The organism is Thermosulfurimonas dismutans (assembly GCF_001652585.1).
Taxonomy (GTDB): Bacteria; Desulfobacterota; Thermodesulfobacteria; order Thermodesulfobacteriales; family Thermodesulfobacteriaceae; genus Thermosulfurimonas; species Thermosulfurimonas dismutans.
In genome coordinates, this window is record NZ_LWLG01000001.1 from 172,608 (window position 1) to 197,875 (window position 25,268).

The following is a 25,268-nucleotide window of genomic DNA, read 5'->3' on the forward strand; positions in this document are numbered from 1 at the left end:
AGGCCTCGGTCATCTCAAATAAGGATTAAAATATCCAAATCTCAAGCCTGGAAATTGCTTTCTCAAGGCGCTCAACAGCCCTTTGATGCCTATAATACTTGAGGCGGGGCGATATTCTAGTTCTTCGAAGATCCATAAGGGATCTATAGCAAAATTTCGGAGCTGAATAAAGTCCACTCCTAAAGAAATGAGTTCACATAAGGCTTCGAATTCCTCTTCTTCATCTGTAAATCCGGGCAAAACGAAATAATTCAACGAAACGAAACGGTCGTACTTTTTCATGCTCCGGATGCTTTCCCGAACCTCGTCAAGCCCCCAGCCACGGGGTCTGAAATAGGCCCTGTGATATCGTTCACGAGCACTAGCAAGGCTTATCCGAATACTATCGAGCCCGGCGCGGGCTAGGCGTTCCACAGCCTCCGGAAGGCTACCATTGGTATTGAGGTTGATGGTGCCTCTGGAAGTAGCCTTGCGGAGCAACCTAATGGCCTTCTCAATTACCGGTGCTTGAAGCAGGGGTTCGCCCTCACATCCCTGGCCAAAAGAAACCATAACCGGGCCGGGACGTCTGAGATGCGGCCCCATAGCCTCGGCTATCTCCTCTGGAAAAGGCACAAAGGTCATCCTTTCCTGAGCCACATGGGGGCCATCCTCGGGTTGTTCGGAAAGACACCCAAGGCAGGCCGCGTTGCATCCAGGTGAGACCGGGATCGGGGCTTCAAAACGGCCAAGGACAAAGTTCCGGGCCGCCGGGCAATGATAACGTCGCACACAGTTTTCAACTAGATGGCGTACAAGACGATTCTCAGGGAAACGGGCAAGCATTCTTCGAGCCGCGATCTCTATACGCTCGGGATCGAATAACCGTACCTCCTGCCTTACATCCCAATCAGATCTAAAAGCGGTGGCCCAGAACCGTCCCTGCCACCAGCCTACACAAGCATAAGAATAGAGAGGGAGGGGGGTGAGCCCATCACGAGTGGGCTCGTAGGGTGAAAGATACAGCTGGGTGTGAGCCGGTGCTAGGAAGGCCGCCACCGCATAAGCCGGCTCACCAGGCCGGAAAGGGTTCTCGTAAAGTATGACCGGAGTCCCGGTTTTAGGATCTAAACCCACGGGATGTCTTTCTGGCAGGACGTAAAGGGCCGAACCCAATGGAAGGGGTATAAAGTCATCCGGTTCTGGCAAAACCAGGTCATATCCTGAAAGACCTAAGGCTAGAAGCTCGGGATGATCATAAATCCGACCCGCGGGGTCCGCAAAAAGCAAACGAGGATGCCTTTCGGGCTGACTATAGATCTTCATTTATGTTAGTTTGGTTAAAATACTACGCAAAGCCCCCACCAAGTAAAGGGACCCCGTAACTAGAACCGTATAGCCCGTCTCCAAGGCCTCCTTCAAGGCCTTTTCAGGATTTTCGGAAAACTCTATGGGAGTCTTAAAATCCTCTCCTCGAAGATCAACCGCCCACTCCTTTAGAGTTACCGGGTTTCGTGGCCCCGGAGGCTCACATAAAAAAACCTTCTTGGCCCCAGGGAGGAGTTTTTTTAACATTCGGAGGTAAGGCTTATCACCGCCTTCATTAGTGGCTCCAAAGATAAGTGTATATACAGAAAGCCCTCTTTGACGCAAAGCCGACAAAAGAGCCCTTAGGCCATCTTCATTGTGTGCGCCATCAAGGATAATCCCCGGCCCAACAGCCCAAAACTCAAAACGTCCAGGCCAGGAAACCTCAAGAAGGGCTTTCCTTATGAGAGGCTCTTCGAAAGGGAAATCCCTTTCGTGGAGGAGTTCAAAGGCTGCCAGCGCCACCGCCAAATTTTCCTTTTGGAACTCGCCATCAAGAGAAAGGTTAAGTCCTCGGAGACGGGTCTTAAGGCCGTGGTAGCTAAAACCCGCTTTGGTTCTAGCAATTTTAAAATCACGTCCCAGAAGATATAAAGGACTTCGAGTCTCTTGGGCCTTCTCCAGAACCACTTCTTGAGCCGGACGGCGTAGCCTTCCTGTTACTACCGGCACCTCCGGTTTGAGGATACCGGCCTTCTCGTAGGCGATCTCTTTAAGGGTTCTGCCCAAGTATTTCGTATGATCTTTAGCCACATTGGTAATCACACAAACCACTGGCTGGCAAACATTGGTGGCATCCAGGCGCCCCCCGAGACCGCATTCGATGACCCCGATATCTACGCCTTCCTCCGCAAAATAAAGAAAGGCCGCCGTGGTAGTGATCTCGAAATAGGTGGCCGGAAGACTGAGAATCTCGATTTGTCTTTTTATACGTCCCAAAATTTCGGCCAATCTTTCGGGCGCAATGTTCTTACCGTCTATACTGAACCGTTCACAAACCGAAATGAGATGAGGCGAGGTGTAGAGGCCGGTTCTGAGTCCATGGTTTGAAAGAAGGCTAGCGAGAATAGCCGCGGTGGAACCTTTGCCGTTGGTTCCAGCAATATGGACACAAGGGAAACTCCTTTCTGGATGCCCTAGGGCGGAAAGCAAGATAGAAATCCTCTCCAGCCCGGGTTTTATCCCGTGAAACTGATAGCCGTTTAGCCAAGCTATAGCTTCCTCAAATCTCATGGGGCCACAAAATAAAAAAGGAGAGGGCCTTTGAGACCCTCTCCTCAAATGTTACCCCGAATCTACAAAGATTACATCTCTTTGGGGTAGCGGAGTTTGAGGACCATTTCCTGGACCTCCTTGGGAGGCTCTTTGGTAAGCAACGAGACCACCGTGGTGACAATAAAGTTGATGATCATTCCGATCATGCCGATACCTTCCGGAGAAATGCCAAACCACCAGTGCGCCGGATTGTTGGCCGCAGGATTGATGAACTTAAAGTAGATAATGTAGGCAGCGGTAAAGATGATACCAGAGAGCATACCCGCAATAGCGCCCTCCTTGGTAGTCCGCCTCCAGAAGACTCCCAAGACTAGGATGGGGAAGAAGGAGGAGGCAGCCAGTCCAAAGGCGAAGGCCACCACTTGGGCCACAAATCCAGGGGGATGGATACCAAAGTAACCCGCGATCACAACCGCAATGGCGGCTGCAATACGAGCCGCCAAAAGTTCTGTTCTCTCGGAGATCTGAGGCGCAAGCACGTTCTTCAGAAGGTCGTGAGAAAGTGCAGAAGAGATGACCAGAAGCAACCCCGCAGCCGTAGAAAGGGCCGCCGCCAAACCTCCAGCCGCCACCAGAGCCACTACCCAGGCCGGAAGCTTGGCAATCTCAGGGTTGGCCAAAACCATAATGTCACGATCCACATAAAGCTCGTTGGGGGAATCTTTAATGATCTCGTTTTTCACTAGGAGTTGACCGTGTTCCCCCCTCACGAAATTCCCGTTTTCATCCTTAACGAAGATCGGCTTCCCCTTGAAAGGCTTGCCCGGCCCATATTGCATCTTACCGTCACCGTTCTTGTCCACCCAAGCCACCAAACCGGTCTTTTCCCAGTTCTTGAACCAGGAAGGCGCTTCGGCATACGACTTGCCGTGAACGGTTTTAATAAAGTTGAGCTTGGCAAAGGCTCCGACCGCCGGGGCCGTAGTATAGAGGATAGCAATAAAAAGCAAGGCCCAACCCGCGGAAGCCCGGGCATCTTTCACCTTGGGAGTAGTAAAGAAACGGATGATGATGTGAGGAAGCCCAGCGGTACCTACCATCAAGGTTAGGGTGATCGCAAAGACGTCAATTTTGGGCTTGATTCCCGAGGTAAAAGCCGGCAACCCTAGGTCTCTCTGAATTTGGTCTAACTTTTCCAAAAGAAAGCCGGGATCACTATTAAGCAAACGCTGGCCGGCCTCGCTAAGGGCCGCTCCCAGGCCGATCTGAGGGATAGGAATACCGGTAAACATCAAAGAAATGAATATTGCCGGAATAAGATAAGCGGTAATAAGCACACAATACTGGGCTACCTGAGTATAGGTAATACCCTTCATGCCTCCGAGAACAGCGTAAAAGAACACGATGGCCATCCCAATGAGAACTCCGGTATTAATGTCCACTTCCAAGAATCGAGAGAAGACCACACCCACACCTCGCATCTGACCGGCAACATAGACAAAGGAGACAAATATGGCACAGATAACCGCTACCGTTCGGGCCACCTGAGAGTAGTATCGCTCACCCACAAACATGGGGACCGTGAACTTACCATACTTACGGAGATAAGGCGCAAGCAGCATGGCCAAAAGCACGTAACCTCCGGTCCATCCCATGAGATACATGGAACCGTCGCGTCCGAGGAAGGAGATCATACCGGCCATAGAAATAAAGGAAGCCGCCGACATCCAGTCCGCTCCGGTAGCCATACCATTTAATACCGGATGGACTTGCCGAGCAGCCACATAAAAGTCTCCTGTACTACGAGCTTTGGACCAGATAGCAATGCCTATGTAGACCGAAAAAGTTATACCCACCATTATCCATGTCCAGGTCATTATGCTCATGATCCACCTCCATCAACTAAATTTCAGCTACACCAAACTCTTTATCAAGTTTATTCATCAACTTGACGTAAACAGCTATCAAGACCACAAAGATCATCTCAGAACCCTGACAAGCAAACCAAAAACCCAAAGGATAACCACCAAGTTTAATTTTATCTAAAACGTCAACAAAAATAATACCACAAAGGTACGAAACCGTAAACCAAATAGCCAACAACACCACAATGTACTTCAAATTTTTTCGCCAATAACTTTGCATTTGCTCTTTAGACAAGCTCATCTCACACCTCCTCCTAAAATATTTTCAACTAAAATACTTACACCAAAAGTTTACTCATATATCACCCCCTTTCTTAGAAATACAGACTAAATCTCCAAGAGTTGTTATGCCATAACCTTGCAGTTGCCATATTTGTCTCTGAAAAATTTGAGCAGTAATGTAAGCATCATATAAAGCATTATGCAAGGTCTTCACCTCAATGCCATATTTATTAGCCATGTCTTCTAAAGATACCCTTTCATTCACAGGACTATAAAAAGCATCTGTCATTAGACTTTTTTTTAAGCCATTGATAAACCCTATAGACATCCACACTAGTTACCCGAGGAAACATTAAGTTGAATTTTCTGAAATACTTTTTGATAAAAGTCAAGTCTATCTTTGTATGATAGCCTACAAGCACACTATCTTTTATGAATTCTAAAAATTCTGGCAAAATTTTGGATATCTCCGGGGAATCTTCTATCTCAGAGGGCAAAATTTTATGAATAGCTACGGTCTCCTTGGAAAAACGCGAGACATAAACCTCGCGATAAAATATTTCCCCCAAAAGGATTTGAGAACCTCTCATCTTAATGGCCCCAAGCGACAAAAGTTCATCTCTTTTGACGTCAAGTCCGGTCAATTCTGTATCCAATACCACAAAAAAACAATCCTTTATGGCTTTAGACTTGGCAGAATCCCTAAATCTTTCCAGAAATTTCAACATTTTTACATCAAACGCCCCAAGAAATATTTGTGTTCAATTAAATCTTGGATATGACTAATGAGGCTACAAACCTCTTTAAAAAACTTCTTTTCCAAGTTACTCAAATGGTTGGGATTAATATAATTATCTGGTTGCTTACCTTTTAATATTTGTTCATATTGATGGTGAATCCTAAGAGACATTAGGAACTGGAATGCTTCTGCCAATTCTTCGGCATAGTCTTTCATCAAGGAATGGATATCCTTGAGTCTCTCAAGTCTATCCAAAGTAGAAGTCTCTCCTATCGGAACCTCCAAAGCAGCCAGCCTTACAATGTTCACTATAGGAGCCAGACATCGATATTTCAGATTAAGTTCGTTTTTATGTTCACCGCTCTTTTCAACCACGAAAGTCCTAAAAAAGCCCAAAGGAGGCTTAAACTGCACGGTAAGCTTGGCCATATGTAGGAGAAAAATATCTTTCTTCTGAACTTCTTTTAACAAAAAGCTTCTCAATTTCTCCGCTAGAGACAAATCACCATAGAGGCCTCTAAAGTCAAACAAAATTACAGATCTTAGAATAGCCTCAGGAGTAGGAGTATTGATCCACTTACGAAAGTAATCTTTCCAAGTCTTAAGAGGTTGGCACCATTGAGGATTACTCGCCATATAATTCCCACGACACCGGGCAAAACCACATCTAACCAAGGCTTCGACCACAAATTCGGAAAACTCCTTGAAATACCTTGCGCATTCTTTGGCCTCTTCCGAAGAAGAAGGATCGAGATAAACCAGCCCGTTGTCCTGATCGGTGGTAAAGGTTTGCTCCCGGCGACCTTCTGAACCATAAACGAGCCAACAAAAAGGCACTGGCGCCGGTCCCAGTTGATTTTGTGCAATATCAATCACACGGCAGATGATACTATCGTTTATTTCGGTAATTATGCGCAAAATGTTTCTAACGGGTACTTCTTCCTTTATCAGGAGCCCGATAAAAGGAATCACCTTCTGGGATACCTTAGAAAGCCCTTCTATCGTCTCTTGATTTTGGATCTCCTGGGCGATAGCCAAAGGCGAGATCCCCTGAAGAAGCAACAAATCGTGATTGGTTAGCATGCCACAGAGCCTGCCATCCTGTACCACCGGCAAGTGATGAATACGATTTTTTATCATAGTCGTTATCGCCTCAAAGGCGTACCGATCAGCCTCTACCGTAATAAGAGGGGCGTTCATAATCTCTCTAACAGGCCTTGATATCGGCCTTCCCGAAGCCACCACCTTCTCTCGCAAATCCCTATCGGTAATGATACCCACCGGCACCCCATTATCATCCACGACAATAAGAGAACCTATCCTCCTCTCAGCCATAAGTGAGGCCGCTTCTTGGATGGACACCTCCTCCTTTATGGTATGCACCTCTTTACTGGCGATATCTTTTATCTGCGTAGTAAATAGCGCCCTCTCAAGCCCGGTCTTTATCTCCGAACTCTTAAGACGCTCCTTCACAATACGATCTAGGTACTTAGAAATGTGCTTCTTGAGAAAAAATTCACTAAAAAGACCTTTTTGGTCCAGCAATTCCACAACTTTATCTTTAGGAAGCAACTAGCAAAGGGTGTCCTCGAGAGTTTTGACCGTTGTTTGCTGTTGTCCTTCAATCAAAGACCACAAACCAAAGGTCTCGCCCTCGCCCCTCATATCTACCAACATTTCTTCGCCATTTTCCCCTCTCAAAGTGATTTTTACGGCCCCCTTCTTGATTAAATAAAGAAATTCGCTACTTTTACCCCCTTCTTCCAAAATTACAGTACCTTTTGGATAAAATTCTAAACGAAGATATGGAATGATCCCATAGAGGGTCTCTTCGTCCAAAAACTGAAAAGGCGGAACTTTTTTCAAAAATTCTTTGGCTTCGTCATAGACTATCATCGTGGTGGTTTTATTTCTCTTTTTTGGAGCACTTGTCAAGTTTGTGAAATTTCGGCCAAAGGACTTGCCAAAATGAACCTTCGCTGCTATAAAGGCCTTGGCCTTTTCAGCAACTATAACTTAAAATTTTTTTAAAAAGGGAGTATCATGTTCATCAAACCTCAAGACAGTTTCTTGATGGTTATAGACCCTCAAGAAAGGCTTTTAAACGCCATTTATCAACCAGAAAGGGTTGTTAAGAATATTATTCTCCTTATCAAGGCTTCTCAGGAATTCGGAGTTCCTGTTGTACCTACCACTCAATACCGCAAAGGACTGGGAGATTATCTTCCAGAAATAAAAGATGCTTTAGGAGAAATTGAACCTCTGGACAAAATCGAATTCAGTGCCTTTAAAAACCAGGTTATTGCAGAAGAAGTCCAAAGGCTTTCTCGGCAAACTGTAATTCTTTGTGGGGTAGAAACACATATTTGCGTATATCAAACCGCTCTTTCAGCCTTAGAAAAAGGCTTTCGGGTAGTTGTGGTTGGAGATGCCACTTCCTCACGCTCGCCAGAGAATATCTCTTATGGTTTATCTCGAATGCGTGAGTTAGGAGTGGCGGTAGTTTCCACCGAAATGTTGATCTACGAATGGCTAGAAAAGGCCGGGACACCGGCCTTTAAAGCGCTTTTACCTTATTTCAAAAATAAAAACTAAAAAGGAGGGTGTCATGAAAGGGCTTTTGGGCAAGCTTTCGGCGATTTTTCTGCTGTGTTTGTTGTGGATAGCCCCGGTTTGGGCGACTGAGGATGTGGAGGCTCTTAAGGCCCAAATTGAGCTTCTTAAGCGCCAGATGGTTGAGATGCAGGCCGCCATGCAGGCCCAGATAGAGGCCCTGCAAAAAAAGCTTGAAGAAGTTCAGGCGAAACAGGCAGTAGCTCCTGCGCCTAAAAAGGCCAACGTGGTCTTAAGCAAACCGGGGATCCAATGGAAACTTTATGGTCGTGTAAAAGCTGATTTCAACTATGACACCGCTAAGTTTAAATATTACAACGACTTTCTGGGAGCGGTGGCCAATAGAGTCACCAATCCGGACTACCAAAACGATTCTACCAACTTCAATCCCCGAGACACCCGTTTTGGTTTTTGGGCTACCTACAAGGAAGATCAGTGGTTGATCAAGGGACGGTTTGAAATCGACTTTTACGGTGACAATAATGGCAACAATCTTATTCCCAGAATGCGCCTGGCCTATGCGGACATCTTGAACACCAATACCAACACCAGCCTGCGTATCGGGCAGGACTGGATACCGGTGGCCCAGCTCAACCCCAGCACGGTGGACTTTGGTATCCTTTCGGCGGCGGGTAACCTCTGGTGGCGCGTGCCTCAGATCACCTTGCGGCAAAAGGCCTTTAACAACTTCGAATTCCTGGCCTCGCTCATGAAACACCGTCGTACAGACACCGCCAGTGAGGACCGTATGCCCTGGGTCTTGGCCCGGATCGCTTACACTGGCGGCATCCTTGGTGGTAAAAACATGATCGCCATCGGCGGTGGCTATCGCCATGCAGATTATGGTTCCGCCAATTCAGAAAATACGGATCGCTATCTAGTGGTAGGAGAGTGGAAATTCGCCTTCCTGGAGAACAAGGTTATCTTCAAGGGTGAAGCCTGGTGGGGTAAAGGAGTAGGACGAGACTTCCTGCGTTACGATCTGGATATGGCCCAGGATGGTAGTCCGGCTGAGGCCTACGGTGGCTGGGTTGACGTAACCTGGAAATTTGCCCCCAGGTGGTCTCTCACTGTGGGCGCTGGCTTCGACAACCCCAATGACAGCGACATGCCGGCTATAGAAGCGATGAACGAGCGGCAGTTCACTAAAAATACCCAGTATTATGCCAATGTTTGGTACAAGCTCACCAACCCCCTAAGCCTAGGCTTTGAGGTCGTACACGTAGAAACCGAAAGATACGATGTCACCGATACTGGGAATAGGTTCACCTTCTCTATGAAGTATGATTTCTAACAAAATCTTGGTAAAGGAGGTGCGTCATGGGTGAGTCGAGCAAAATTGAGTCTGTTCTAAAGGAAGAGCGCGTCTTTTATCCTCCTCAGGCGGAGCGGGACCAGGCCTACATTACGTCTAAGTATGAGTACGAGGAAATCTACAAATACTCCCTGGCAGACCCGGATGGTTTTTGGAGCGAGCGAGCCAAAGAGCTTATTACCTGGTTCAAGCTCTGGAATCGCACCTGCTACTGGGATTTCAACAAACCTGAAATCCGCTGGTTTGAGGGCGGGAAACTGAATGCCAGCTACAACTGCCTTGATCGCCATCTTGAAGGCCCCAACAAGAACAAGGCGGCCATTATCTGGCAGGGTGAGCCGGACGAAGAGGTCAGGGTTTATACCTATCAGATGCTTCACCGGGAAGTCTGTCGTTTCGCTAACGTGCTCAAAAAGCTCGGGGTCAAGAAGGGGGACCGGGTCTCTATCTATCTCCCCATGATCCCGGAGCTTCCCATCGTGATGCTGGCTTGCGCCCGAATCGGGGCCATCCATTCCGTGGTTTTCGGAGGGTTTTCGGCCGAGGCCTTAAAGACCCGTATCCAGGACTGTGAGGCCAAAATCTTGATAACCGCGGACGGTTACTGGCGATCGGGTAAAAAAGTAGAATCCAAGAAAAACGCCGATGAGGCCCTCAAGGATTGTCCTACGGTTGAAAAATGCATTGTGGTGAAACGGCTGGGACTGGATATCAACTGGGTGGAAGGTAGAGACATTTGGTATCACGAAGCCATTAACGATCCTGATATTTCTGACTGGTGCGATTGCGAAGAGATGGATGCTGAAGACATCCTTTTTATCCTCTACACCTCCGGTTCCACCGGAAAGCCTAAGGGGGTCTTCCATACCACTGGAGGTTACTTGGTCTATGTAACTCACACCTTACAGTGGGTCTTTGATCTCAAGCCGGAGGATATCTTTTGGTGCACTGCAGACATAGGCTGGATCACTGGACACTCTTACATCGTCTATGGACCTTTGGCCCTTGGCGCCACGGAGATCATGTACGAAGGTGTGCCCACCTATCCTCATCCCGGGCGTTTCTGGGAGCTCTGTCAGAAATTCAAGGTTACCCTTTTCTATACCGCGCCCACGGTTATCCGGGCCCTCATGAGGGCCGGGGATGAATGGCCCAAAAAGTACGATCTTTCCAGCTTGCGGATTCTCGGTTCGGTCGGTGAGCCCATCAACCCCGAGGCCTGGCTCTGGTATCACAAAAACGTAGGCCGTGGGCGTTGCCCCATCGTGGATACCTGGTGGCAGACCGAAACCGGTGGCTTCTTGATCGCGCCTCTGCCTTATGCCATTCCGCAAAAACCCGGTTCGGCCACGGTGCCCCTTCCCGGTGTGGAGCCCATTATTCTTCGAGATGATGGTACTCCGGCTGAGGTAAACGAAGGCGGACACTTATGCATGAAAAGGGCTTGGCCCGGGATGCTCCGGGGAGTCTGGGGTGATCCGGAAAGGTTCAAACAGGTCTATTTCAGCCGGTTCCCCGGATACTACTACACCGGTGATGGTGCCCGCCGTGACGAAGACGGATATATCTGGATCATCGGACGTCTGGATGACGTCATCAACGTCTCTGGACACCGTTTGGGAACCATGGAACTTGAGTCCGCCCTAGTAGCCCATCCGGCGGTGGCTGAGGCTGCGGTCATCGGCATCCCTCACGAAGTAAAAGGTGAGACCATCTATGCCTTCGTGATCCTTCGGGAAGGCTATCAGCCCTCAGAGGAACTGGAGAAAGATCTCAAACAGCACGTCCGCAAGGCCATCGGGCCCATCGCCACGCCGGAGTTCATCCAGTTCGTCTCTGGGCTTCCCAAGACCAGAAGTGGAAAGATTATGCGGCGGATTCTGAGAAAAATCGCCACCGGCCAGTACGAAGACCTCGGTGACACCTCGACCCTTGCCGATCCCTCGGTGGTGGAGGACCTGGTCCGGACCCGCAAAGAAATGGAAAAATAATACTCCCAATTGTTGAACCAATATGATGCAAGGGCGGGGCTTCGGTCCCGCCCTTTTTGGTTTTAAAATACTTGTCTATGGGAAGCTATAAAAAGATCTTTGTCCTTACAGGGGCCGGAATTTCAGCCGAATCTGGTATCCCGACCTTTCGAGATCCGGGAGGGGTATGGGAAAAGTATGATCTCACCGAAGTGGCCACTCCGGAGGGTTTCCGGAGGAATCCGGATCTGGTGCACGAGTTTTACAACCAAAGACGTAAAGAACTCCTCAAAGTGAAACCGAACCCAGCCCACATTGCCTTGGCGGAACTAGAAAAGCACTATCCCGGAGAGGTCCTGGTGGTAACCCAGAATGTAGACGATCTTCATGAGCGAGCAGGCACCCGAAACCTTATCCACATGCACGGGGAGCTTCTCAAAGTCCATTGCGAGCTCTGTGGACAGGTCTTCCGTGAGACCGGCGAAATATTTACTCACACTCCGTGTCCGGCCTGCGGAAAAGCCGGTGGCTTGAGACCTTATGTGGTCTGGTTCGGAGAGATGCCCCTTCACCTGGAAGAGATTTATGAAGCCCTTAAAAAATGCGATCTCTTTGTGGCCATAGGTTCTTCTGGCACGGTTTATCCCGCTGCCGGCTTTGTGGAAGTGGCTCGGGGAAGCGGGGCTTACTGCCTGGAAATCAATCTCAAGCCCGCTGAAAACGCCCATCTATTTCATGAACACCGCTACGGACCCGCCAGCGAAAAGGTGAGGGAGTGGGTAAAGGAATTGCTTGAGGGGGTTTAGGAGATGGCCTACGTGGTAAGAGGACTCGCCCGCGAAGGAAGTTTTAGGGTCTTGGCCGTGGAGTGTCGAGAGGTAGTAGAGGAGGTGAGGCGTCTTCAGGGGCTTTCCCCTACGGCCACGGCGGCCCTGGGACGAGCCATAGCCGGAGTAGCCTTACTGGCAGCAGATCTCAAGGCCGGACGCGTAATGCTTCAAATAAACGGTGGGGGGCCGCTTGGAGAAATCTTGGCTGAGGGCGACGCCGAGGGGAACCTGCGGGGAACCGTAGCAAACCCTTGGGTGCATCCCGAGCCACAGGCCGGGAAACTTGCAGTAGGCGCGGCCGTGGGCAAGAACGGTTTCCTTTCCGTAGTGCGAGACCTGGGCCTCAAAGAACCCTATCAAGGCTCGGTAGCTTTGGTTTCAGGGGAAATTGCCAGGGACCTTGCCTATTACCTTACGGTCTCGGAGCAAATACCTTCGGCGGTGGCCCTGGGAGTACTGGTAGATACGGATGGTTCGGTGAAAGAGGCCGGAGGGTTTATGGTGCAGAGAATGCCGAGCGCTAGTGAGGAGGACATCACAGCCGCAGAGAAAGCTCTCTCCGAGGTTCCGGCCGTCACCGAGATGCTTTCCGAAGGTCTAAAACCGGAGGAAATCCTGGAACGTCTTTTTCCGGGGAGAATCGAAATCCTTGGAAAGAAAGAACTCCGGTATCGGTGCCGGTGCTCCCGAGAGAGGGTAGAGGCTGCCCTCGCGGCCCTGGGAAAGGAAGAACTCGAAGAGATGCTTCGGAAAGGCGAACCGGCCCAGGTGAGCTGCCATTTCTGTAGAAAAGAATACGTGCTTTCCCTTGAGGATCTCAGGCGTCTCCTCGAAGACTTGGAAAAGCGTGGCTAATGGCAAAGACCTTCGCGAAGCTTGCAAGGCTGTTCCAGCTTCTTCGAGAGGGGGTTGAAACCGGAGTTTTCCCTGGGGCCGTAGCCGGAATTCATTACGGGGATCGAGATTACTTCCTGGCTGTGGGCTATCGAGCCCTTTATCCTTCAAAAGAATTCAATAAAGAAGACACCGTCTACGATTTGGCTTCCCTTACTAAACCGCTAGCGACTACCCTGGCAATCATGAAATTGGTTTACGAAGGTCGGCTCAGCCTTTCGACACAGCTCGCACAGATTTTACCGGAAGAGTGGTTCGAGAATCCCTTCTGGCGCCGGACCTCCCTTGCGGCCCTGCTTTCGCACTCCTCTGGACTTCCAGATTACCGGCCTTATTTCAGGAAGCTCTCTTCCACCAGACCGTACACCAAAAGGAATTCTTTTTTCAGGACGATTCTTTCAGAGAAACCGAGCTATCAACCAGGGGAAAAGTACCTTTATAGCGACCTCGGTTTTTTCCTCCTAGGGGCGGTAGTGGAACGGATTAGCCGAAAAAACCTTGCGGAGATAGTGCGCGAAATCTATACCGAGATCGCCCCCGAAGCCGTCTCAGAGCTTACCTATCTACCCTTGGAAGCCGGTCTCGCACCAGAAAAAATAGCCCCCACCGAAAGGTGTCCCTTCCGAAAGAGACTCCTTCGCGGTGAGGTCCATGACGAGAACACCTGGGTGATCGGCGGGGTATCCGGAACTGCAGGACTTTTCGGAACGGCCCGGGCCGTGCTTGCCGTTTTAAAGGGCCTTACTTCCGCCTATCACGAAGAGGAGGAACGCGGTTTTCTCAACCGGGATCTCGTGCGGACCTTCTGGGACTTTCGCAGCAGACGGGGAACTTGGGCCCTGGGTTTTGACCGACCGGATCCCGGAGTAACCTCCAGCGCCGGTCCGTTTTTTCCCCGGCAAGCCCTGGGGCATCTAGGTTACACTGGGACCTCCTTTTGGCTTGATCCAGACTCCAGCCTCATAGCCGTCCTTCTCACCAATCGGGTTCATCCCACCCGTAAGAACCAGAAAATAAAAACCTTTCGGCCAAGGTTTTACACCGAAGTGGCCCTCACCTTTTCGGGCTTAGGTTGACAGACTTGCGAGATTTCCTAACTTGTAAGCATGAAGCCCCGGGTACTCATCGTGGAAGACGAGCCCGATGTAGCCGAAATAGAAAAACACGTCTTCGAAAGGGAGGGTTTCGACACAGAGATTGTGCAGACGGCTGCCGAAGCTTATCAAAGACTTTCGACCCATCCTCCCGATCTCCTCATTTTGGATCTCATGCTCCCAGATCAGGATGGTCTGGAAATCCTAAAATTTTTGCGTTTTCGCAAGGACCTTACCCACATCCCTGTAATCGTGGTCTCGGCTAGAGGAGAGGAACTGGATCGGGTCCTCGGTTTTGAGCTCGGGGCTGATGACTACGTAGTTAAGCCTTTCAGTCCCCGAGAACTGGTCCTTCGGGCCAAGGCCATTCTGAAACGACTCAAAACTCAAGAAAAATCGCGTGTTATCACCTACGGTCCCATTACTCTTTATGAAGAAGAATTCCGGGTGGAAGTCCAAGGCCAAGAAGTCAAGCTCACCGCCATGGAATTCAAATTACTCTCGACCCTCCTTTCCTCTCCCGGAAGGGTCTTTTCCCGGGAGGTCCTTCTCGACCGCGTTTGGGGCTACCAATATGAGGGCTACGCCCGTACAGTGGATACTCACATCAAAAGACTGCGTAAGAAATTAGGCCCCGCGGCGGAGCTTATAGAGACCGTCTGGGGCGTAGGTTATCGCGCAAAAGTCCTAAATGCTTGAGAACGTTCTCTTAGGTCTCCTTGTTCTTTCATGGCTGGGGCTTTATGTCCTAGTCCGTCAAAATCAAAAACTGCGACTCGAACTTTCGAAATCCCAAAAATCTTCAAAAGAAAACCCTACGGAGAGCCATAAAAGAAGTTGGCTGGAAGAATTTACTCTGCCGCTGGCGCTAGTAGACAGAAAAAGAAAGGTACTGATGGCCAGTAAGGCCCTAAAAAACTTCTCCCCCACCCCGGATCTTCAGAATCTTTTGGAACTCCCCTTTCAAGGTCTGCTTGAGTTCCATGAAAGACTCTTTACCAAAGGAAGGGCCGAAAATGAGGTCTGCTGGCAAAACAGATGGTATCGGCTTCAGGGAGAAAAAATTGGATCTGAGGAGGCTTTGATATATCTGACTGATATTACCCGAGAAAAAATACTTGAAGAGAGGACCAAAACTCTAACAGCGACTCTAGCCCATGAATTCCGGACTCCCCTTACCGCCATAAGGGGATATGCCGAAAGCATGGAAGATTATCTCCCCGAAGAAGACTTTCCCCGAAAGGCGCTCTCGGCTATTCTGGAGCACACCGAGCGGCTCTCTCGATTAGTAAAGGAACTCTTGCTCCTTTCTTCTTTTGAGACTGGACTCGAACTACGCCCAGAACCCGTCAAAGCCAAGGACCTCCTTGAAACCATCGTTTCTTTAGTAACTCCGCTTTTAGAAGAAAAAAAAATCTCTCTCAACGTTATCGGTGTTTTAGATTTTGAATTTTCAGGAGATAAGGACTATCTGGTTCAAGCTTTTCTCAAGATTTTGGAAAACGCCGTAAAATTTTCACCCGAAGAGGGGGTTATTACTCTGGAAGTAGAAACGAGCAAAGAATACGCCGTCTTTAAGATCAAAGATCAAGGCCCAGGTATACCAGAGGACCTTTACGAAAAGATCTTTCAGCCCTTTTTCCGTAAGGATTCCCAAAAAGGCCTGGGCCTCGGACTTCCCCTGGCTCGGCGCATCGTGGAGGCCCATGGTGGTACGCTTGAGGCGGAACCTTCCTTTAATGGGGCTTCCTTTGTGCTCAAAATCCCTTTAAATTCCCCTGGCGGTTCACAAAATGCTCACAATCAGGGAGGAATATGAAGAACAAACCAAATTAAGGAGGTGTTGCGATGTTAAAAAGGTGGTTGGGGTTTTGGTTGGGGATATTTTTTCTTCTGAGCGGAATTTCTTTAGCCGAAAAAATCACCCTTCTTGGCGCTGGGGCTACTTTCCCTTATCCTCTCTATGCCAAGTGGTTCCATGTCTATCACCAGAAAACCGGCATTAAGGTCAATTACCAGTCCATCGGTTCGGGAGGCGGAATTCGACAAATCTTAGCTCGCACCGTGGATTTTGGAGCTTCGGATGCGCCCATGAATGAAGAGGAACTAGCCAAGGCTCCGGGCAAAATCTTGCATCTTCCTATGGCTATCGGGGCGGTGGTAATAGCCTACAATGTGCCGGGAGTGCCCTCGGGGATGAAACTCACACCAGAGGTACTGGCAGATATCTTCCTTGGCAAGATCAAGAAATGGAACGATCCTCGCATCACAAAACTCAACCCCGGCGTGAAGTTCCCTAATATGAAGATCCTAGTGGTTTACCGTTCAGATGGATCCGGAACTACTTTCAATTTCACTTATTACCTCGCCAAGATCAGTCCGGAATGGAGAAAGCGAGTGGGTTATGGTAAGGCCGTACGCTGGCCTACCGGAGTAGGTGGTAAAGGCAACGAAGGGGTTACTGGATATGTCAAACAGCTTCCTGGGGCTATTGGTTACCTAGAACTGGCTTATGCCGAACAAAACCACCTTCCGGTAGCCGCTATCCGCAACCGAGCCGGCAAATTCGTCCTCCCTACCCTTGAAAGTATCTCAGCTGCGGCCAAGACTCAAATTCCTCCGGACACCCGAGTCCTCATTGTCGACACCGATGCAACTGACGGTTACCCCATTTCAGCCATGACCTGGATCTTGGTCTATCAGGAACAGGCTTACGGAGGGCGATCCTATGAGCGAGCCAAGGCCCTAGTGGACCTTCTCTGGTGGTGTATACATGAAGCCCAGCAATATAACGAGAGTCTTCTCTATGCCCGTATTCCGGAAAACATAGTCAAGATCAACGAAGATTTAATTCGATCCATCACCTATAAGGGAATCCCCCTCCTCAAATAATCTGCTGACAGGTTTTAACAACCGTTTTTGGAGACCCCGGGAGGGGTTGCCTTTCCCTCCCGGGGTCTGGTAAAAGGTAGATGGCCATGCGAGCACAGGATGCGGATCGACTTTTTTATTATCTTTGTGGGGGATTGGCCCTAGGTCTCATATTGCTCGTAATAGGTATAGGTCTCACCCTCTTGTGGGGAAGTCTACCGAGCATCAAGGCCTTCGGCTTCAAGTTCCTTTGGGGCAAGGTTTGGGACCCGGTAAACGAGGAGTTCGGAGCTCTACCCTTTATAGTCGGAACTCTTATCACTTCTTTCCTAGCTCTGATCATAACCTTTCCCTTTGCCATCTCATCCGGAATATTTCTGGCTGAATATGCTCCTCCTCGAATTGCTGGTCCGCTTTCGGCCTTGATCGAGCTTTTGGCCGGTATTCCCTCGGTAATCTATGGTCTATGGGCCCTTTTCTATTTAGTACCGGTAGTAAGATGGTTTGAGATGCGGCTCGGGGCGCCGCCCTTCGGGTTGGGACTTCCCACGGCCTCACTGGTGCTCGCCATCATGATATTACCATATGCGGCCTCCATCACCCGAGAGGTCTTGAAAATGGTGCCCCAAGAGCTCAAAGAAGCCGCTTACGGTTTAGGGGCCACGCGTTGGGAAGTCATTCGGGGAGTTTGTCTCCCGTATGCTAGTTCCGGTATAGTAGCCGGGTTGGTTCTCTCATTGGGTCGGGCTCTAGGGGAAACTATGGCCGTAACCATGGTTATCGGAAATCGCTCTGAAATGCCCACCAGTTTCTGGGATCTAGCCAATACTATGGCCAGTGTGATAGCCAACGAGTTCACCGAGGCCTCTAAAGACATCCATCTAGCGGCCCTAATTGAAGTAGGGCTCCTTCTTTTTGTTATCACTTTGCTAGTTAATATTTTGGCTCGGATGGTGATCATCCGACTAAAAGTAAAATGAATAGGCTCCTTTATCGCAAACTTAAAGATCGCTTGGCCTTTTTTCTAATTTTGGTATTAGCCTTGTGTCCCACTTTACCCCTGTTTCACATCCTCCTTGGAGTGGTCAAACAAGGCATATCTAGCATCTCTTTAGAGTTTTTCATTCATCTCCCCAAACCTCCGGGTGAAGAGGGCGGAGGAGTAGGCAATGCCATCGTAGGAACCCTCATGTTGGCCTTAAGTGCCTCTTTGCTCGCCGTCCCTATAGGGATCTTATGCGGCGTCTACCTCTCCGAATATGCCAAAGGACGTTTTGGAGAAGCGGTCCGAATAGCAGCCGATGTCCTCCAAGGGACCCCTTCCATCGTCTTTGGTATCATAGCCTACCTCTGGGTGGTCAAACCTATGGGTCACTTTTCGGCCTTTTCTGGTTCGGTAGCTTTAGCCATCATGATGCTCCCGGTCATAGTAAGATCCACGGAAGAGATCCTCCGCATGATCCCCGAAACCTTACGCGAAGCCTCTTTGGCTCTGGGAGTAAATTATTGGCGCACGGTCCTCAAAGTTATCATTCCTACCGGCTTGGTAGGCATCACTACCGGTATCCTGTTGTCCCTGGCTCGGATCATGGGAGAAACCGCGCCCCTCCTCTTTACGGCCTTTGGTAATCCCTTCTGGAACTTCAATCCCATGCAACCGGTTGAGGCCCTACCGCTTGTGGTCTTCAAATACGCCATAAGTCCTTATGAGGAATGGATCCGTCAGGCTTGGGGAGCCAGTCTGGTCTTGACCGGTCTGGTTCTTGTACTAAATCTTTCGGCGAGACTCCTAGCCCGGAGAATGGGAGGCCATGGCCGCTAGGACTGTAACCGATCCCAAGGAACTGGCTATTTTCGAAGTGCGTGATCTATGGGCCTATTACAACGAAAAACCGGCTATCAGAAAGGTCTCCCTCAAAATTCCCGAAAAAAAAATCACGGCCATCATGGGCCCCTCCGGGTGCGGGAAAACCACTTTTATCCGTTGTCTCAATCGTCTTCATGAATTGACCCCCGGGGCCTCCATAAAAGGTGAGATCCTGTTGCGGGACAAAAATATCCTGGAGATGGATCCCGTTTTGGTCCGCCGAAAGATAGGAATGGTGTTTCAAAGACCCAATCCCTTTCCCACCATGACCATTTACGACAATGTGATAGCCGGCTACAAGCTTCTGGGGGTAAGACTCAAGAGAGAGGAAGCAGACCGGATCGTGGAGGAGGCGCTGCGCAAGGCCGCCCTGTGGGACGAAGTCAAGGATAGCCTTCACAAAAGGGGAACCTACCTTTCCGGAGGGCAACAGCAGAGGTTGTGTATCGCCAGGGCGCTGGCGGTAAAACCGGAGGTCCTTCTCATGGATGAGCCCACCTCGGCTCTCGATCCCAAGTCCACGGCCAAGATCGAAGAATTGATCGTAGAGCTCAAGCGAAGTGTAACCATTGTGATCGTAACCCATAACATAGCCCAGGCCGGACGGGTGGCGGACTACACCGCCTTTTTCTATTTAGGTGAACTGGTAGAATTCGGCCCCACCTCCGAGATCTTTACCGTACCCAAGGATCCTCGGACGGAAGAATTTCTCAAAGGTAAGTTCGGATAATGCGGCTTTTCTGGATCACCTTCATTACGGTCTTTCTGGCAGAACTCGGAGACAAGACCCAGCTGGCGGCGCTTATGCTTTCGGCCAAGGAGAAACGATTCTGGCCCATTTTTCTGGCCGCGGCTATAGCCCTTACCTTGGCTTCAGCTCTGGGAGTAGCGGCTGGGAACTTCTTGGGGGAACTTCTTCCTCTGAAACTTATTCGAGTGCTTTCCGGCGCGGCCTTCATCCTTCTGGGAGTGCTCATCCTATGGGGAAAAATATAGAGATCACCGAACTAGAGAAAAGACTGGTGGATCTTCTTGCGGAAGGTTTGCCTCTGGTCGAAAGGCCCTTTTTGGTTTTGGCGGAAAGACTGGGGGTCAGCGAAGAGGAAATCCTTACGACCATAGAGGGCCTCCTAGAAAAAAAGATTATCAGACGGCTGGGGGCCACCATTAGACACAACCTTTCCGGATATGAGGGCAATGTGATGGTAGCCTGGAAGGTCCCGGAGGAACGCATAGAAGAGGTCGGTAACAGTTTGGCTAGCAAACCCTTTATCACCCACTGTTATCTGCGTCGCACTTATCCTGACTGGCCTTATAATCTCTACACCATGGTGCATGCCGAAACCGAGGAGGCCTGCCGGAGGCTCGTAGAGCAACTTGCTGAGGAGCTTGCCCTCTCGGATTACGAAATGTTATTTACGGAAAAAGAAATCACCCGCAAAAAACGAAAATATTTTACGGCATAGGAGGTCGAGATGGCGGGCATAAAATCCAAGAAATACTTCGCTGAGGCCGTGAAAGTCATTCCCGGAGGGGTGAACAGTCCGGTCAGGGCCTGCAAAAGCGTGGGGGCGGACCCCATCTTCTTTGAGCGTGGTGAAGGCCCCTATCTCATAGACGTGGACGGTAAGTGTTATCTCGACTATGTGGCCTCCTGGGGGCCACTCATCCTGGGGCACGCACATCCGGAGGTAGTAGCCGCGGTCAAGGCCGCAGCCGAAGGTGGGACCAGCTTCGGGGCCCCTACCTGGGCCGAGGTGGAACTGGCCCGCCTGATCTGTGAATGTGTGCCCTCCATCGAAAAGGTGCGGCTAGTCAACTCTGGAACCGAGGCCACCATGAGCGCGGTGAGGCTGGCCCGTGGGTTCACTGGTCGCAAAAAGATCGTGAAGTTCGACGGTTGCTATCACGGACACGCGGATTCCTTTCTGGTCAAGGCCGGCTCCGGCGTGGCCACTCTCGGGATCCCCGGAAGTCCCGGAGTGCCGGAGGAAATCGTGGCCAACACCGTGAGTCTTCCTTACAACGACCTTGAGGCCGTGAAGGACTGTTTTGCCAAAATGGGCAAAGAGATTGCGGCCGTCATCGTTGAACCCATTGCCGGGAACATGGGTGTGGTTCCACCGGAGCCCGGCTTTCTCGAAGGCCTCAGGGAGATTACCCGCGAGCACGGGGCCCTTCTCATCTTCGACGAGGTTATCACCGGTTTCCGGGTTGGGCTTTCGGGAGCCCAGGGGCTTTACGGGGTAGAACCGGATCTAACCTGCCTCGGAAAGATCATAGGCGGCGGGCTTCCGGTGGGCGCCTATGGCGGTAAATCCGAAATCATGAACCACATCGCCCCGGAAGGGCCAGTCTACCAGGCCGGGACTTTGTCTGGGAATCCGCTGGCGGTGGCCGCCGGTCTTGCTACCCTGCGCATCCTCACCCGCCCCGGAACCTACGAGCGCCTAGAAGAGCTTTCGGCTCGGCTCTTTGAGGGGCTGGCCGAGGCTGCTAGAGCCGCCGGGGTCAAGGTCACGGGTAACCGGGTGGGCTCCATGATGACCTGCTTTTTCCGCGAAGGCCGGGTCACCAATTTTGCCGAGGCCGCGGCCTCGGATACCGAACGCTACGGCCGTTTCTGGCGGGCCATGGCCAAAAGAGGCATCTACCTTGCGCCCTCTCAGTTCGAGGCGGCCTTCGTCTCGCTAGCCCACACCGAGGAAGAGATCGAACGGACTGTTAAGGCCGCGTATGAGGCCTTCAAAGAGGTGAGCTAAAAGATCCCCCGAGGAGGTAGACCTCAAGGTCTCCCTCGCTCGGGGGATCTTTTAATAAATAGAATTTTTATTTCTTCTTGAGCCAGGGCATCATGTCGCGAAGGCGCTTACCTACTTCTTCAATGGGGTGCTCGGCCTCTCGGCGACGGAGGGCGTTCATAACCGGACGGCCGGCCTGGTTCTCAAGGATCCACTCCCGAGCGAAACGTCCGCTCTGAATTTCCTCGAGGATTCGCTTCATTTCCTTCTTCACTTCCTCGTTTACGATCCTGGGACCACGGGTGAGATCCCCGTATTCCGCGGTGTCGCTGATAGAATAGCGCATAAAAGCCAGGCCGCCTTCGTAAATCAAGTCCACGATGAGCTTGAGCTCGTGGCAACATTCAAAGTAGGCGATTTCCGGCTGGTAGCCGGCCTCCACCAAAGTCTCGAAACCGGCCTTAATCAACGCCGCCACTCCTCCGCAGAGCACGCACTGTTCTCCGAAAAGGTCGGTCTCGGTTTCCTCTCGGAAGGTGGTTTCAATAACCCCAGCCCGGGCACCACCGATCCCCTTGGCATAGGCCAGGGCCCGCGCCAGGGCCTCACCGGTGGCATCCTGATGCACAGCTACCAGACAAGGCACCCCTGCTCCCCGCTCAAACTCTCGGCGTACGAGATGTCCCGGCCCCTTGGGGGCTACCATAGTCACATCCACATCCTTGGGAGGTACGATCTGCCCAAAGTGAATGTTGAAACCGTGGGCGAACATGAGCATCTTCCCGGCTGAAAGGTTAGGCTCAATGGCCTCTTTGTAAATCTGTGGCTGGATCTGGTCCGGAACGAGGACCATGATAACATCCGCCTTGGCACAAGCCTCGGCCGGGGGCAGAGGTTCAAAACCATCGGCCTTGGCCTTTTCAAAACTTGCTCCTCCGGGGCGCAGCCCCACGATAACATTTAGGCCGCTATCCCTCAGGTTCAGAGCATGAGCGTGTCCCTGGCTACCATATCCCAGAACGGCGATGGTCTTGTCCTTCAAGAGGGAAAGATCCGCATCCTGCTCGTAATAGATCTTCATTTCGGGCCTCCTTCAGAGGTTTACTTCCTAACTAGCACTCCTTGTTAGGCCCGTCAACGGGCATTAAAATGATTTTAACTACATTTATTACATTTAAAGGAGGCTGTGTTCTCTATGATAAACCGAGTCTATATCTTCGATACTACTCTCAGGGACGGAGAACAGTCCCCGGGAGTTTCCCTCAATATGTCCCAGAAGATCGAGATCGGAAAGGCCTTGGTGGAATTGGGCGTGGATGTGATCGAGGCCGGTTTTCCCATCTCCTCTCCCGGAGACTTCGAAGGCGTGAAGACCCTGGCTCGGGAGCTCAAAGGGGTGGAAATCGCGGCCCTTGCCCGGGCCAACCGGAAGGACATCGAAGTTGCTTGGGAGGCCTTAAAAGAGGCTGAAAACCCAAGGATTCATACTTTCATAGCTACCTCAGACATCCACCTCCAGTACAAGCTTCGTAAAAGTCGGGAGGAGGTTTTAGAACTTGCGGAAGAGGCCGTTAAATTCGCCTGCGAGTTCACTTCCAATGTGGAGTTCTCCGCTGAAGACGCCACCCGGAGTGATTGGGAGTATCTTGCAGAGGTAGTGATCCGGGTGGCCCGAGCCGGAGCGAAGGTCATCAACATTCCCGATACCGTAGGCTACACCGTTCCCCAAGAGTACTACGAGCTCATTGCCTTTTTGATCGAGAAACTGAAAGCCGCCGGTTTTGAAGAATCCTTGGAAACCGGAGAACTCCAGCTCTCGGTTCACTGTCACAACGACTTGGGGCTTGCGGTGGCCAACAGTCTTTCGGCAGTGCTGGCCGGGGCCCGTCAGGTGGAGTGCACGGTAAACGGCATTGGAGAGCGAGCCGGGAACGCGGCTATGGAGGAGATCGTCATGACCCTTAAGACCCGGGCGGACTTCTTCCGGACCCGGCTGGGAGAGGCCCTTGAGACCGGCATCAACACCCGCAAGATCGTGCCTACTAGCCAGCTGGTGGCCCAACTCACCGGGATGTATGTTCAGCCCAACAAGGCCATCGTGGGGGCCAACGCCTTCGCCCATGAATCCGGCATCCACCAACATGGAGTAATAGCCCATCGTCTGACCTACGAGATCATGAATCGGGAAGACGTGGGCTGGAGTGGAAGCGCCATCGTACTAGGCAAACATTCCGGTCGTCACGCCGTGGATTACAAGCTCCGGAGCCGCGGCTGGAAGCTCTCTAAGAAGGCCCTCTCACGAATCTTTGAGCGTTTCCGGGCCGAAATAAAGGATGTCCTCCGTCGGATTCCGGACGAGTATCTCGAGGGCATCATCTACGACGAGTTTCTCTCCGAGGCCTACCCTTATCGGGTAATTTCGGCTCAGGTCTCAAGCCTCTACGGTACCTCTCTCAACCCCATCTCCCAGGTAGAGGTAGAGGACCGCAGAGTCGGTAGAAGGGTAGCGGTGGCCGTGGGAGTAGGCTCGGTGGATGCAGCCTTTAAGGCCGTGGCCCAGGCTCTGGGCTATCGTTTCGGAAATGAGGGTGATGGAGAGAGACTCAAGCTGGTCGATTTCCATATCGATGCCTTGGGTAAGGGTACAGAGGCCGAGGGGGTTTGTGGGGTCATTCTTGAGGACGAGGCCGGAAGACGCACGGCCGGCCTCGGTCGCGACGGAGACATCGTAGCCGCAGGTATCAAGGCCCTAATAAACGCCCTGAACCGACTTGAGGCCTCCCGCGAAAAGGAGAGTGAACTCAGGGTAACCCTCGCCAAAGAGGCTGAAGGTGAGCCCTCGGAGCCCGGGGTTCAACCTATGTGTCGATAGAGAGGTTTTCTAGCAGGAGCAGTTTTTCCTCGGCTTTAAGGGCCCACTCGCTTTCCGGAGCTAGTTGCGTGATGGATTGCCAGAGCCGTCGGGCCTTGTCTACCTCCCCCAAACGGAAGAAAACCTCGCCGAGATAATACCGGGCGGCCATGTTGTTGTGGTCGAAACGTACCGCCCGCCGGAAGTTCAGCTTGGCCTCTTCCCATTGACCTTTTTCATAAGCGATCAGCCCCGCATAGTAGTAGGCCTTGGCATAACGCGGATTGAGCTTAAGGGCCTTTTCCAAACTCTCCAAAGCTTTAGCGTCCTTTCCTTTCTTGTGCCAAGCCCATCCCAGGTTGGTTAAAGCCATAAAAGGATTGAGATAAAGGGGATTGGCCAGGGCCTTTTCAAAATACTCAATGGCCGTGTCATAATCTCCTTCCAAGAGATAAAGAGCCCCGAGATTATTCAGGGCTTCAGAATACTCCGGGTCAAGGGTTAGGGCCGTATTAAAATTCTCGCGGGCCTTCGCATATTCCCTACGCCCCATATAAATCAGCCCCAGGATATTATAGATTTCCGGGTCCTTAGGGCGCTCCTCCTTGGCCAGGAGAGCCTCTCGCAAGGCCTCAGGATATCGACTATCCTTCAGATACACATAGGCCAGCTCCTTGTGCATGCTGGCGGCTTCTTTGTGATAGGTTACCGACGGCCCACAGGCACTCAAAACTAAAAGTATCAAAAAAAGACCACCGATTTCTCTCATCCCGC

At 50.9% G+C, this 25,268-nt stretch carries 25 protein-coding genes; 16 read left to right on the forward strand and 9 right to left on the reverse strand.

What is annotated here, in order from left to right:
* Positions 1–9: 9 nt before the first annotated feature.
* The 7 genes from TDIS_RS00980 to TDIS_RS10770 all read right to left on the reverse strand — a co-directional run bounded on the left by TDIS_RS00980 (position 10) and on the right by TDIS_RS10770 (position 7,344).
* A complete protein-coding gene (locus TDIS_RS00980) occupies positions 10–1,305 on the reverse strand; it encodes a radical SAM family protein (RefSeq protein ID WP_068668368.1) in 1,296 nt (431 codons plus the stop codon).
* Positions 1,306–2,580, reverse strand: coding sequence for a bifunctional folylpolyglutamate synthase/dihydrofolate synthase (locus tag TDIS_RS00985; protein WP_068668370.1), 1,275 nt, complete (start codon positions 2,578–2,580; stop codon positions 1,306–1,308).
* 71 nt (positions 2,581–2,651) lie between these two features.
* Entirely contained in the window at positions 2,652–4,448 is a 1,797-nt protein-coding gene (locus tag TDIS_RS00990) for a sodium:solute symporter family protein (protein ID WP_068668372.1), read from the reverse strand.
* A gap of 16 nt (positions 4,449–4,464) precedes the next feature.
* Positions 4,465–4,728 (reverse strand): DUF4212 domain-containing protein, encoded by a 264-nt coding sequence (locus TDIS_RS00995; protein WP_068668374.1) that lies wholly within the window; start codon positions 4,726–4,728, stop codon positions 4,465–4,467.
* Positions 4,729–4,978: 250 nt separating this feature from the next.
* Positions 4,979–5,437: a 3'-5' exonuclease gene (locus TDIS_RS01005; protein ID WP_068668378.1), complete on the reverse strand. Its 459-nt coding sequence runs from the start codon at positions 5,435–5,437 to the stop codon at positions 4,979–4,981.
* 2 nt (positions 5,438–5,439) lie between these two features.
* Positions 5,440–6,999 (reverse strand): DUF294 nucleotidyltransferase-like domain-containing protein, encoded by a 1,560-nt coding sequence (locus tag TDIS_RS01010; RefSeq protein ID WP_161939452.1) that lies wholly within the window; start codon positions 6,997–6,999, stop codon positions 5,440–5,442.
* Between the two features lie 21 nt (positions 7,000–7,020).
* Entirely contained in the window at positions 7,021–7,344 is a 324-nt protein-coding gene (locus TDIS_RS10770) for a Crp/Fnr family transcriptional regulator (RefSeq protein ID WP_084270881.1), read from the reverse strand.
* A gap of 147 nt (positions 7,345–7,491) precedes the next feature.
* Between TDIS_RS10770 and TDIS_RS01015 the strand changes: the two genes are divergently transcribed.
* The 15 genes from TDIS_RS01015 to hemL all read left to right on the forward strand — a co-directional run bounded on the left by TDIS_RS01015 (position 7,492) and on the right by hemL (position 21,664).
* Entirely contained in the window at positions 7,492–8,043 is a 552-nt protein-coding gene (locus TDIS_RS01015; protein ID WP_068668380.1) for a hydrolase, read from the forward strand.
* Between the two features lie 13 nt (positions 8,044–8,056).
* Positions 8,057–9,355, forward strand: coding sequence for a hypothetical protein (locus tag TDIS_RS01020; protein WP_068668382.1), 1,299 nt, complete (start codon positions 8,057–8,059; stop codon positions 9,353–9,355).
* Between the two features lie 26 nt (positions 9,356–9,381).
* Positions 9,382–11,367: an acetate--CoA ligase gene (gene acs / locus TDIS_RS01025; RefSeq protein WP_068668384.1), complete on the forward strand. Its 1,986-nt coding sequence runs from the start codon at positions 9,382–9,384 to the stop codon at positions 11,365–11,367.
* 77 nt (positions 11,368–11,444) lie between these two features.
* Entirely contained in the window at positions 11,445–12,152 is a 708-nt protein-coding gene (locus TDIS_RS01030; RefSeq protein WP_068668386.1) for an NAD-dependent deacylase, read from the forward strand.
* Between the two features lie 3 nt (positions 12,153–12,155).
* Entirely contained in the window at positions 12,156–13,031 is an 876-nt protein-coding gene (gene hslO / locus TDIS_RS01035; protein ID WP_068668388.1) for an Hsp33 family molecular chaperone HslO, read from the forward strand.
* Positions 13,031–14,146 carry a serine hydrolase domain-containing protein gene (locus tag TDIS_RS01040; RefSeq protein WP_068668390.1) on the forward strand — a complete coding sequence of 372 codons (1,116 nt, stop codon included), beginning with the start codon at positions 13,031–13,033 and terminating at the stop codon, positions 14,144–14,146. The genes hslO and TDIS_RS01040 overlap by 1 nt, the downstream gene beginning before the upstream one ends.
* A gap of 30 nt (positions 14,147–14,176) precedes the next feature.
* A complete protein-coding gene (locus TDIS_RS01045) occupies positions 14,177–14,863 on the forward strand; it encodes a response regulator transcription factor (RefSeq protein ID WP_068668392.1) in 687 nt (228 codons plus the stop codon).
* Positions 14,856–15,983: a sensor histidine kinase gene (locus TDIS_RS01050; protein WP_068668394.1), complete on the forward strand. Its 1,128-nt coding sequence runs from the start codon at positions 14,856–14,858 to the stop codon at positions 15,981–15,983. Before TDIS_RS01045 ends, TDIS_RS01050 begins: the two co-directional genes overlap by 8 nt.
* A gap of 29 nt (positions 15,984–16,012) precedes the next feature.
* Entirely contained in the window at positions 16,013–17,056 is a 1,044-nt protein-coding gene (pstS, locus tag TDIS_RS01055) for a phosphate ABC transporter substrate-binding protein PstS (protein WP_068668396.1), read from the forward strand.
* 86 nt (positions 17,057–17,142) lie between these two features.
* On the forward strand, positions 17,143–18,015 hold the full coding sequence (gene pstC, locus TDIS_RS01060) for a phosphate ABC transporter permease subunit PstC (RefSeq protein WP_244147453.1): 873 nt from the start codon (positions 17,143–17,145) through the stop codon (positions 18,013–18,015).
* Positions 18,012–18,857, forward strand: coding sequence for a phosphate ABC transporter permease PstA (pstA, locus tag TDIS_RS01065; protein WP_068668400.1), 846 nt, complete (start codon positions 18,012–18,014; stop codon positions 18,855–18,857). The genes pstC and pstA overlap by 4 nt, the downstream gene beginning before the upstream one ends.
* On the forward strand, positions 18,847–19,632 hold the full coding sequence (gene pstB, locus TDIS_RS01070) for a phosphate ABC transporter ATP-binding protein PstB (protein WP_068668402.1): 786 nt from the start codon (positions 18,847–18,849) through the stop codon (positions 19,630–19,632). Before pstA ends, pstB begins: the two co-directional genes overlap by 11 nt.
* Positions 19,632–19,898: a TMEM165/GDT1 family protein gene (locus tag TDIS_RS01075; protein WP_068668404.1), complete on the forward strand. Its 267-nt coding sequence runs from the start codon at positions 19,632–19,634 to the stop codon at positions 19,896–19,898. The genes pstB and TDIS_RS01075 overlap by 1 nt, the downstream gene beginning before the upstream one ends.
* Complete coding sequence (gene ahbB, locus TDIS_RS01080) at positions 19,883–20,368, forward strand: siroheme decarboxylase subunit beta (protein ID WP_084270882.1); 486 nt, start codon at positions 19,883–19,885, stop codon at positions 20,366–20,368. The genes TDIS_RS01075 and ahbB overlap by 16 nt, the downstream gene beginning before the upstream one ends.
* Before the next feature lie 9 nt (positions 20,369–20,377).
* Positions 20,378–21,664: a glutamate-1-semialdehyde 2,1-aminomutase gene (gene hemL, locus TDIS_RS01085; RefSeq protein ID WP_068668405.1), complete on the forward strand. Its 1,287-nt coding sequence runs from the start codon at positions 20,378–20,380 to the stop codon at positions 21,662–21,664.
* Positions 21,665–21,731: 67 nt separating this feature from the next.
* Here hemL and ilvC read toward each other — a convergent pair whose 3' ends face one another.
* The gene (gene ilvC, locus TDIS_RS01090; RefSeq protein WP_068668407.1) at positions 21,732–22,724 is read right to left on the reverse strand and encodes a ketol-acid reductoisomerase; all 993 of its coding nucleotides are present in this window, start codon (positions 22,722–22,724) and stop codon (positions 21,732–21,734) included.
* Positions 22,725–22,838: 114 nt separating this feature from the next.
* On the opposite strand from ilvC, the gene TDIS_RS01095 reads away from it, so the two are divergent.
* Positions 22,839–24,515, forward strand: a complete 1,677-nt coding sequence (locus TDIS_RS01095) for a 2-isopropylmalate synthase (RefSeq protein ID WP_068668409.1) — start codon at positions 22,839–22,841, stop codon at positions 24,513–24,515.
* On the opposite strand, the gene TDIS_RS01100 is transcribed toward TDIS_RS01095, so the two are convergent.
* A complete protein-coding gene (locus TDIS_RS01100) occupies positions 24,502–25,263 on the reverse strand; it encodes a tetratricopeptide repeat protein (RefSeq protein WP_068668411.1) in 762 nt (253 codons plus the stop codon). The genes TDIS_RS01095 and TDIS_RS01100 overlap by 14 nt on opposite strands.
* Positions 25,264–25,268: the final 5 nt, after the last annotated feature.

Coding starts and splice junctions, on each gene's coding strand:
- TDIS_RS01015 (WP_068668380.1), top strand. CDS start 7,492: ATGTTCATCAAACCTCAAGACAGTTTCTTGATGGTTATAGACCCTCAA.
- TDIS_RS01045 (WP_068668392.1), top strand. CDS start 14,177: ATGAAGCCCCGGGTACTCATCGTGGAAGACGAGCCCGATGTAGCCGAA.
- TDIS_RS00985 (WP_068668370.1), bottom strand. CDS start 2,580: ATGAGATTTGAGGAAGCTATAGCTTGGCTAAACGGCTATCAGTTTCAC.
- TDIS_RS01050 (WP_068668394.1), top strand. CDS start 14,856: ATGCTTGAGAACGTTCTCTTAGGTCTCCTTGTTCTTTCATGGCTGGGG.
- TDIS_RS01020 (WP_068668382.1), top strand. CDS start 8,057: ATGAAAGGGCTTTTGGGCAAGCTTTCGGCGATTTTTCTGCTGTGTTTG.
- ilvC (WP_068668407.1), bottom strand. CDS start 22,724: ATGAAGATCTATTACGAGCAGGATGCGGATCTTTCCCTCTTGAAGGAC.
- hemL (WP_068668405.1), top strand. CDS start 20,378: ATGGCGGGCATAAAATCCAAGAAATACTTCGCTGAGGCCGTGAAAGTC.
- TDIS_RS01100 (WP_068668411.1), bottom strand. CDS start 25,263: ATGAGAGAAATCGGTGGTCTTTTTTTGATACTTTTAGTTTTGAGTGCC.
- pstS (WP_068668396.1), top strand. CDS start 16,013: ATGTTAAAAAGGTGGTTGGGGTTTTGGTTGGGGATATTTTTTCTTCTG.
- TDIS_RS01040 (WP_068668390.1), top strand. CDS start 13,031: ATGGCAAAGACCTTCGCGAAGCTTGCAAGGCTGTTCCAGCTTCTTCGA.
- pstA (WP_068668400.1), top strand. CDS start 18,012: ATGAATAGGCTCCTTTATCGCAAACTTAAAGATCGCTTGGCCTTTTTT.
- TDIS_RS01030 (WP_068668386.1), top strand. CDS start 11,445: ATGGGAAGCTATAAAAAGATCTTTGTCCTTACAGGGGCCGGAATTTCA.
- TDIS_RS01005 (WP_068668378.1), bottom strand. CDS start 5,437: ATGTTGAAATTTCTGGAAAGATTTAGGGATTCTGCCAAGTCTAAAGCC.
- pstC (WP_244147453.1), top strand. CDS start 17,143: ATGCGAGCACAGGATGCGGATCGACTTTTTTATTATCTTTGTGGGGGA.
- TDIS_RS00980 (WP_068668368.1), bottom strand. CDS start 1,305: ATGAAGATCTATAGTCAGCCCGAAAGGCATCCTCGTTTGCTTTTTGCG.
- pstB (WP_068668402.1), top strand. CDS start 18,847: ATGGCCGCTAGGACTGTAACCGATCCCAAGGAACTGGCTATTTTCGAA.
- TDIS_RS01075 (WP_068668404.1), top strand. CDS start 19,632: ATGCGGCTTTTCTGGATCACCTTCATTACGGTCTTTCTGGCAGAACTC.
- TDIS_RS00990 (WP_068668372.1), bottom strand. CDS start 4,448: ATGAGCATAATGACCTGGACATGGATAATGGTGGGTATAACTTTTTCG.
- acs (WP_068668384.1), top strand. CDS start 9,382: ATGGGTGAGTCGAGCAAAATTGAGTCTGTTCTAAAGGAAGAGCGCGTC.
- TDIS_RS10770 (WP_084270881.1), bottom strand. CDS start 7,344: ATGATAGTCTATGACGAAGCCAAAGAATTTTTGAAAAAAGTTCCGCCT.
- ahbB (WP_084270882.1), top strand. CDS start 19,883: ATGGGGAAAAATATAGAGATCACCGAACTAGAGAAAAGACTGGTGGAT.
- hslO (WP_068668388.1), top strand. CDS start 12,156: ATGGCCTACGTGGTAAGAGGACTCGCCCGCGAAGGAAGTTTTAGGGTC.
- TDIS_RS01095 (WP_068668409.1), top strand. CDS start 22,839: ATGATAAACCGAGTCTATATCTTCGATACTACTCTCAGGGACGGAGAA.
- TDIS_RS00995 (WP_068668374.1), bottom strand. CDS start 4,728: ATGAGCTTGTCTAAAGAGCAAATGCAAAGTTATTGGCGAAAAAATTTG.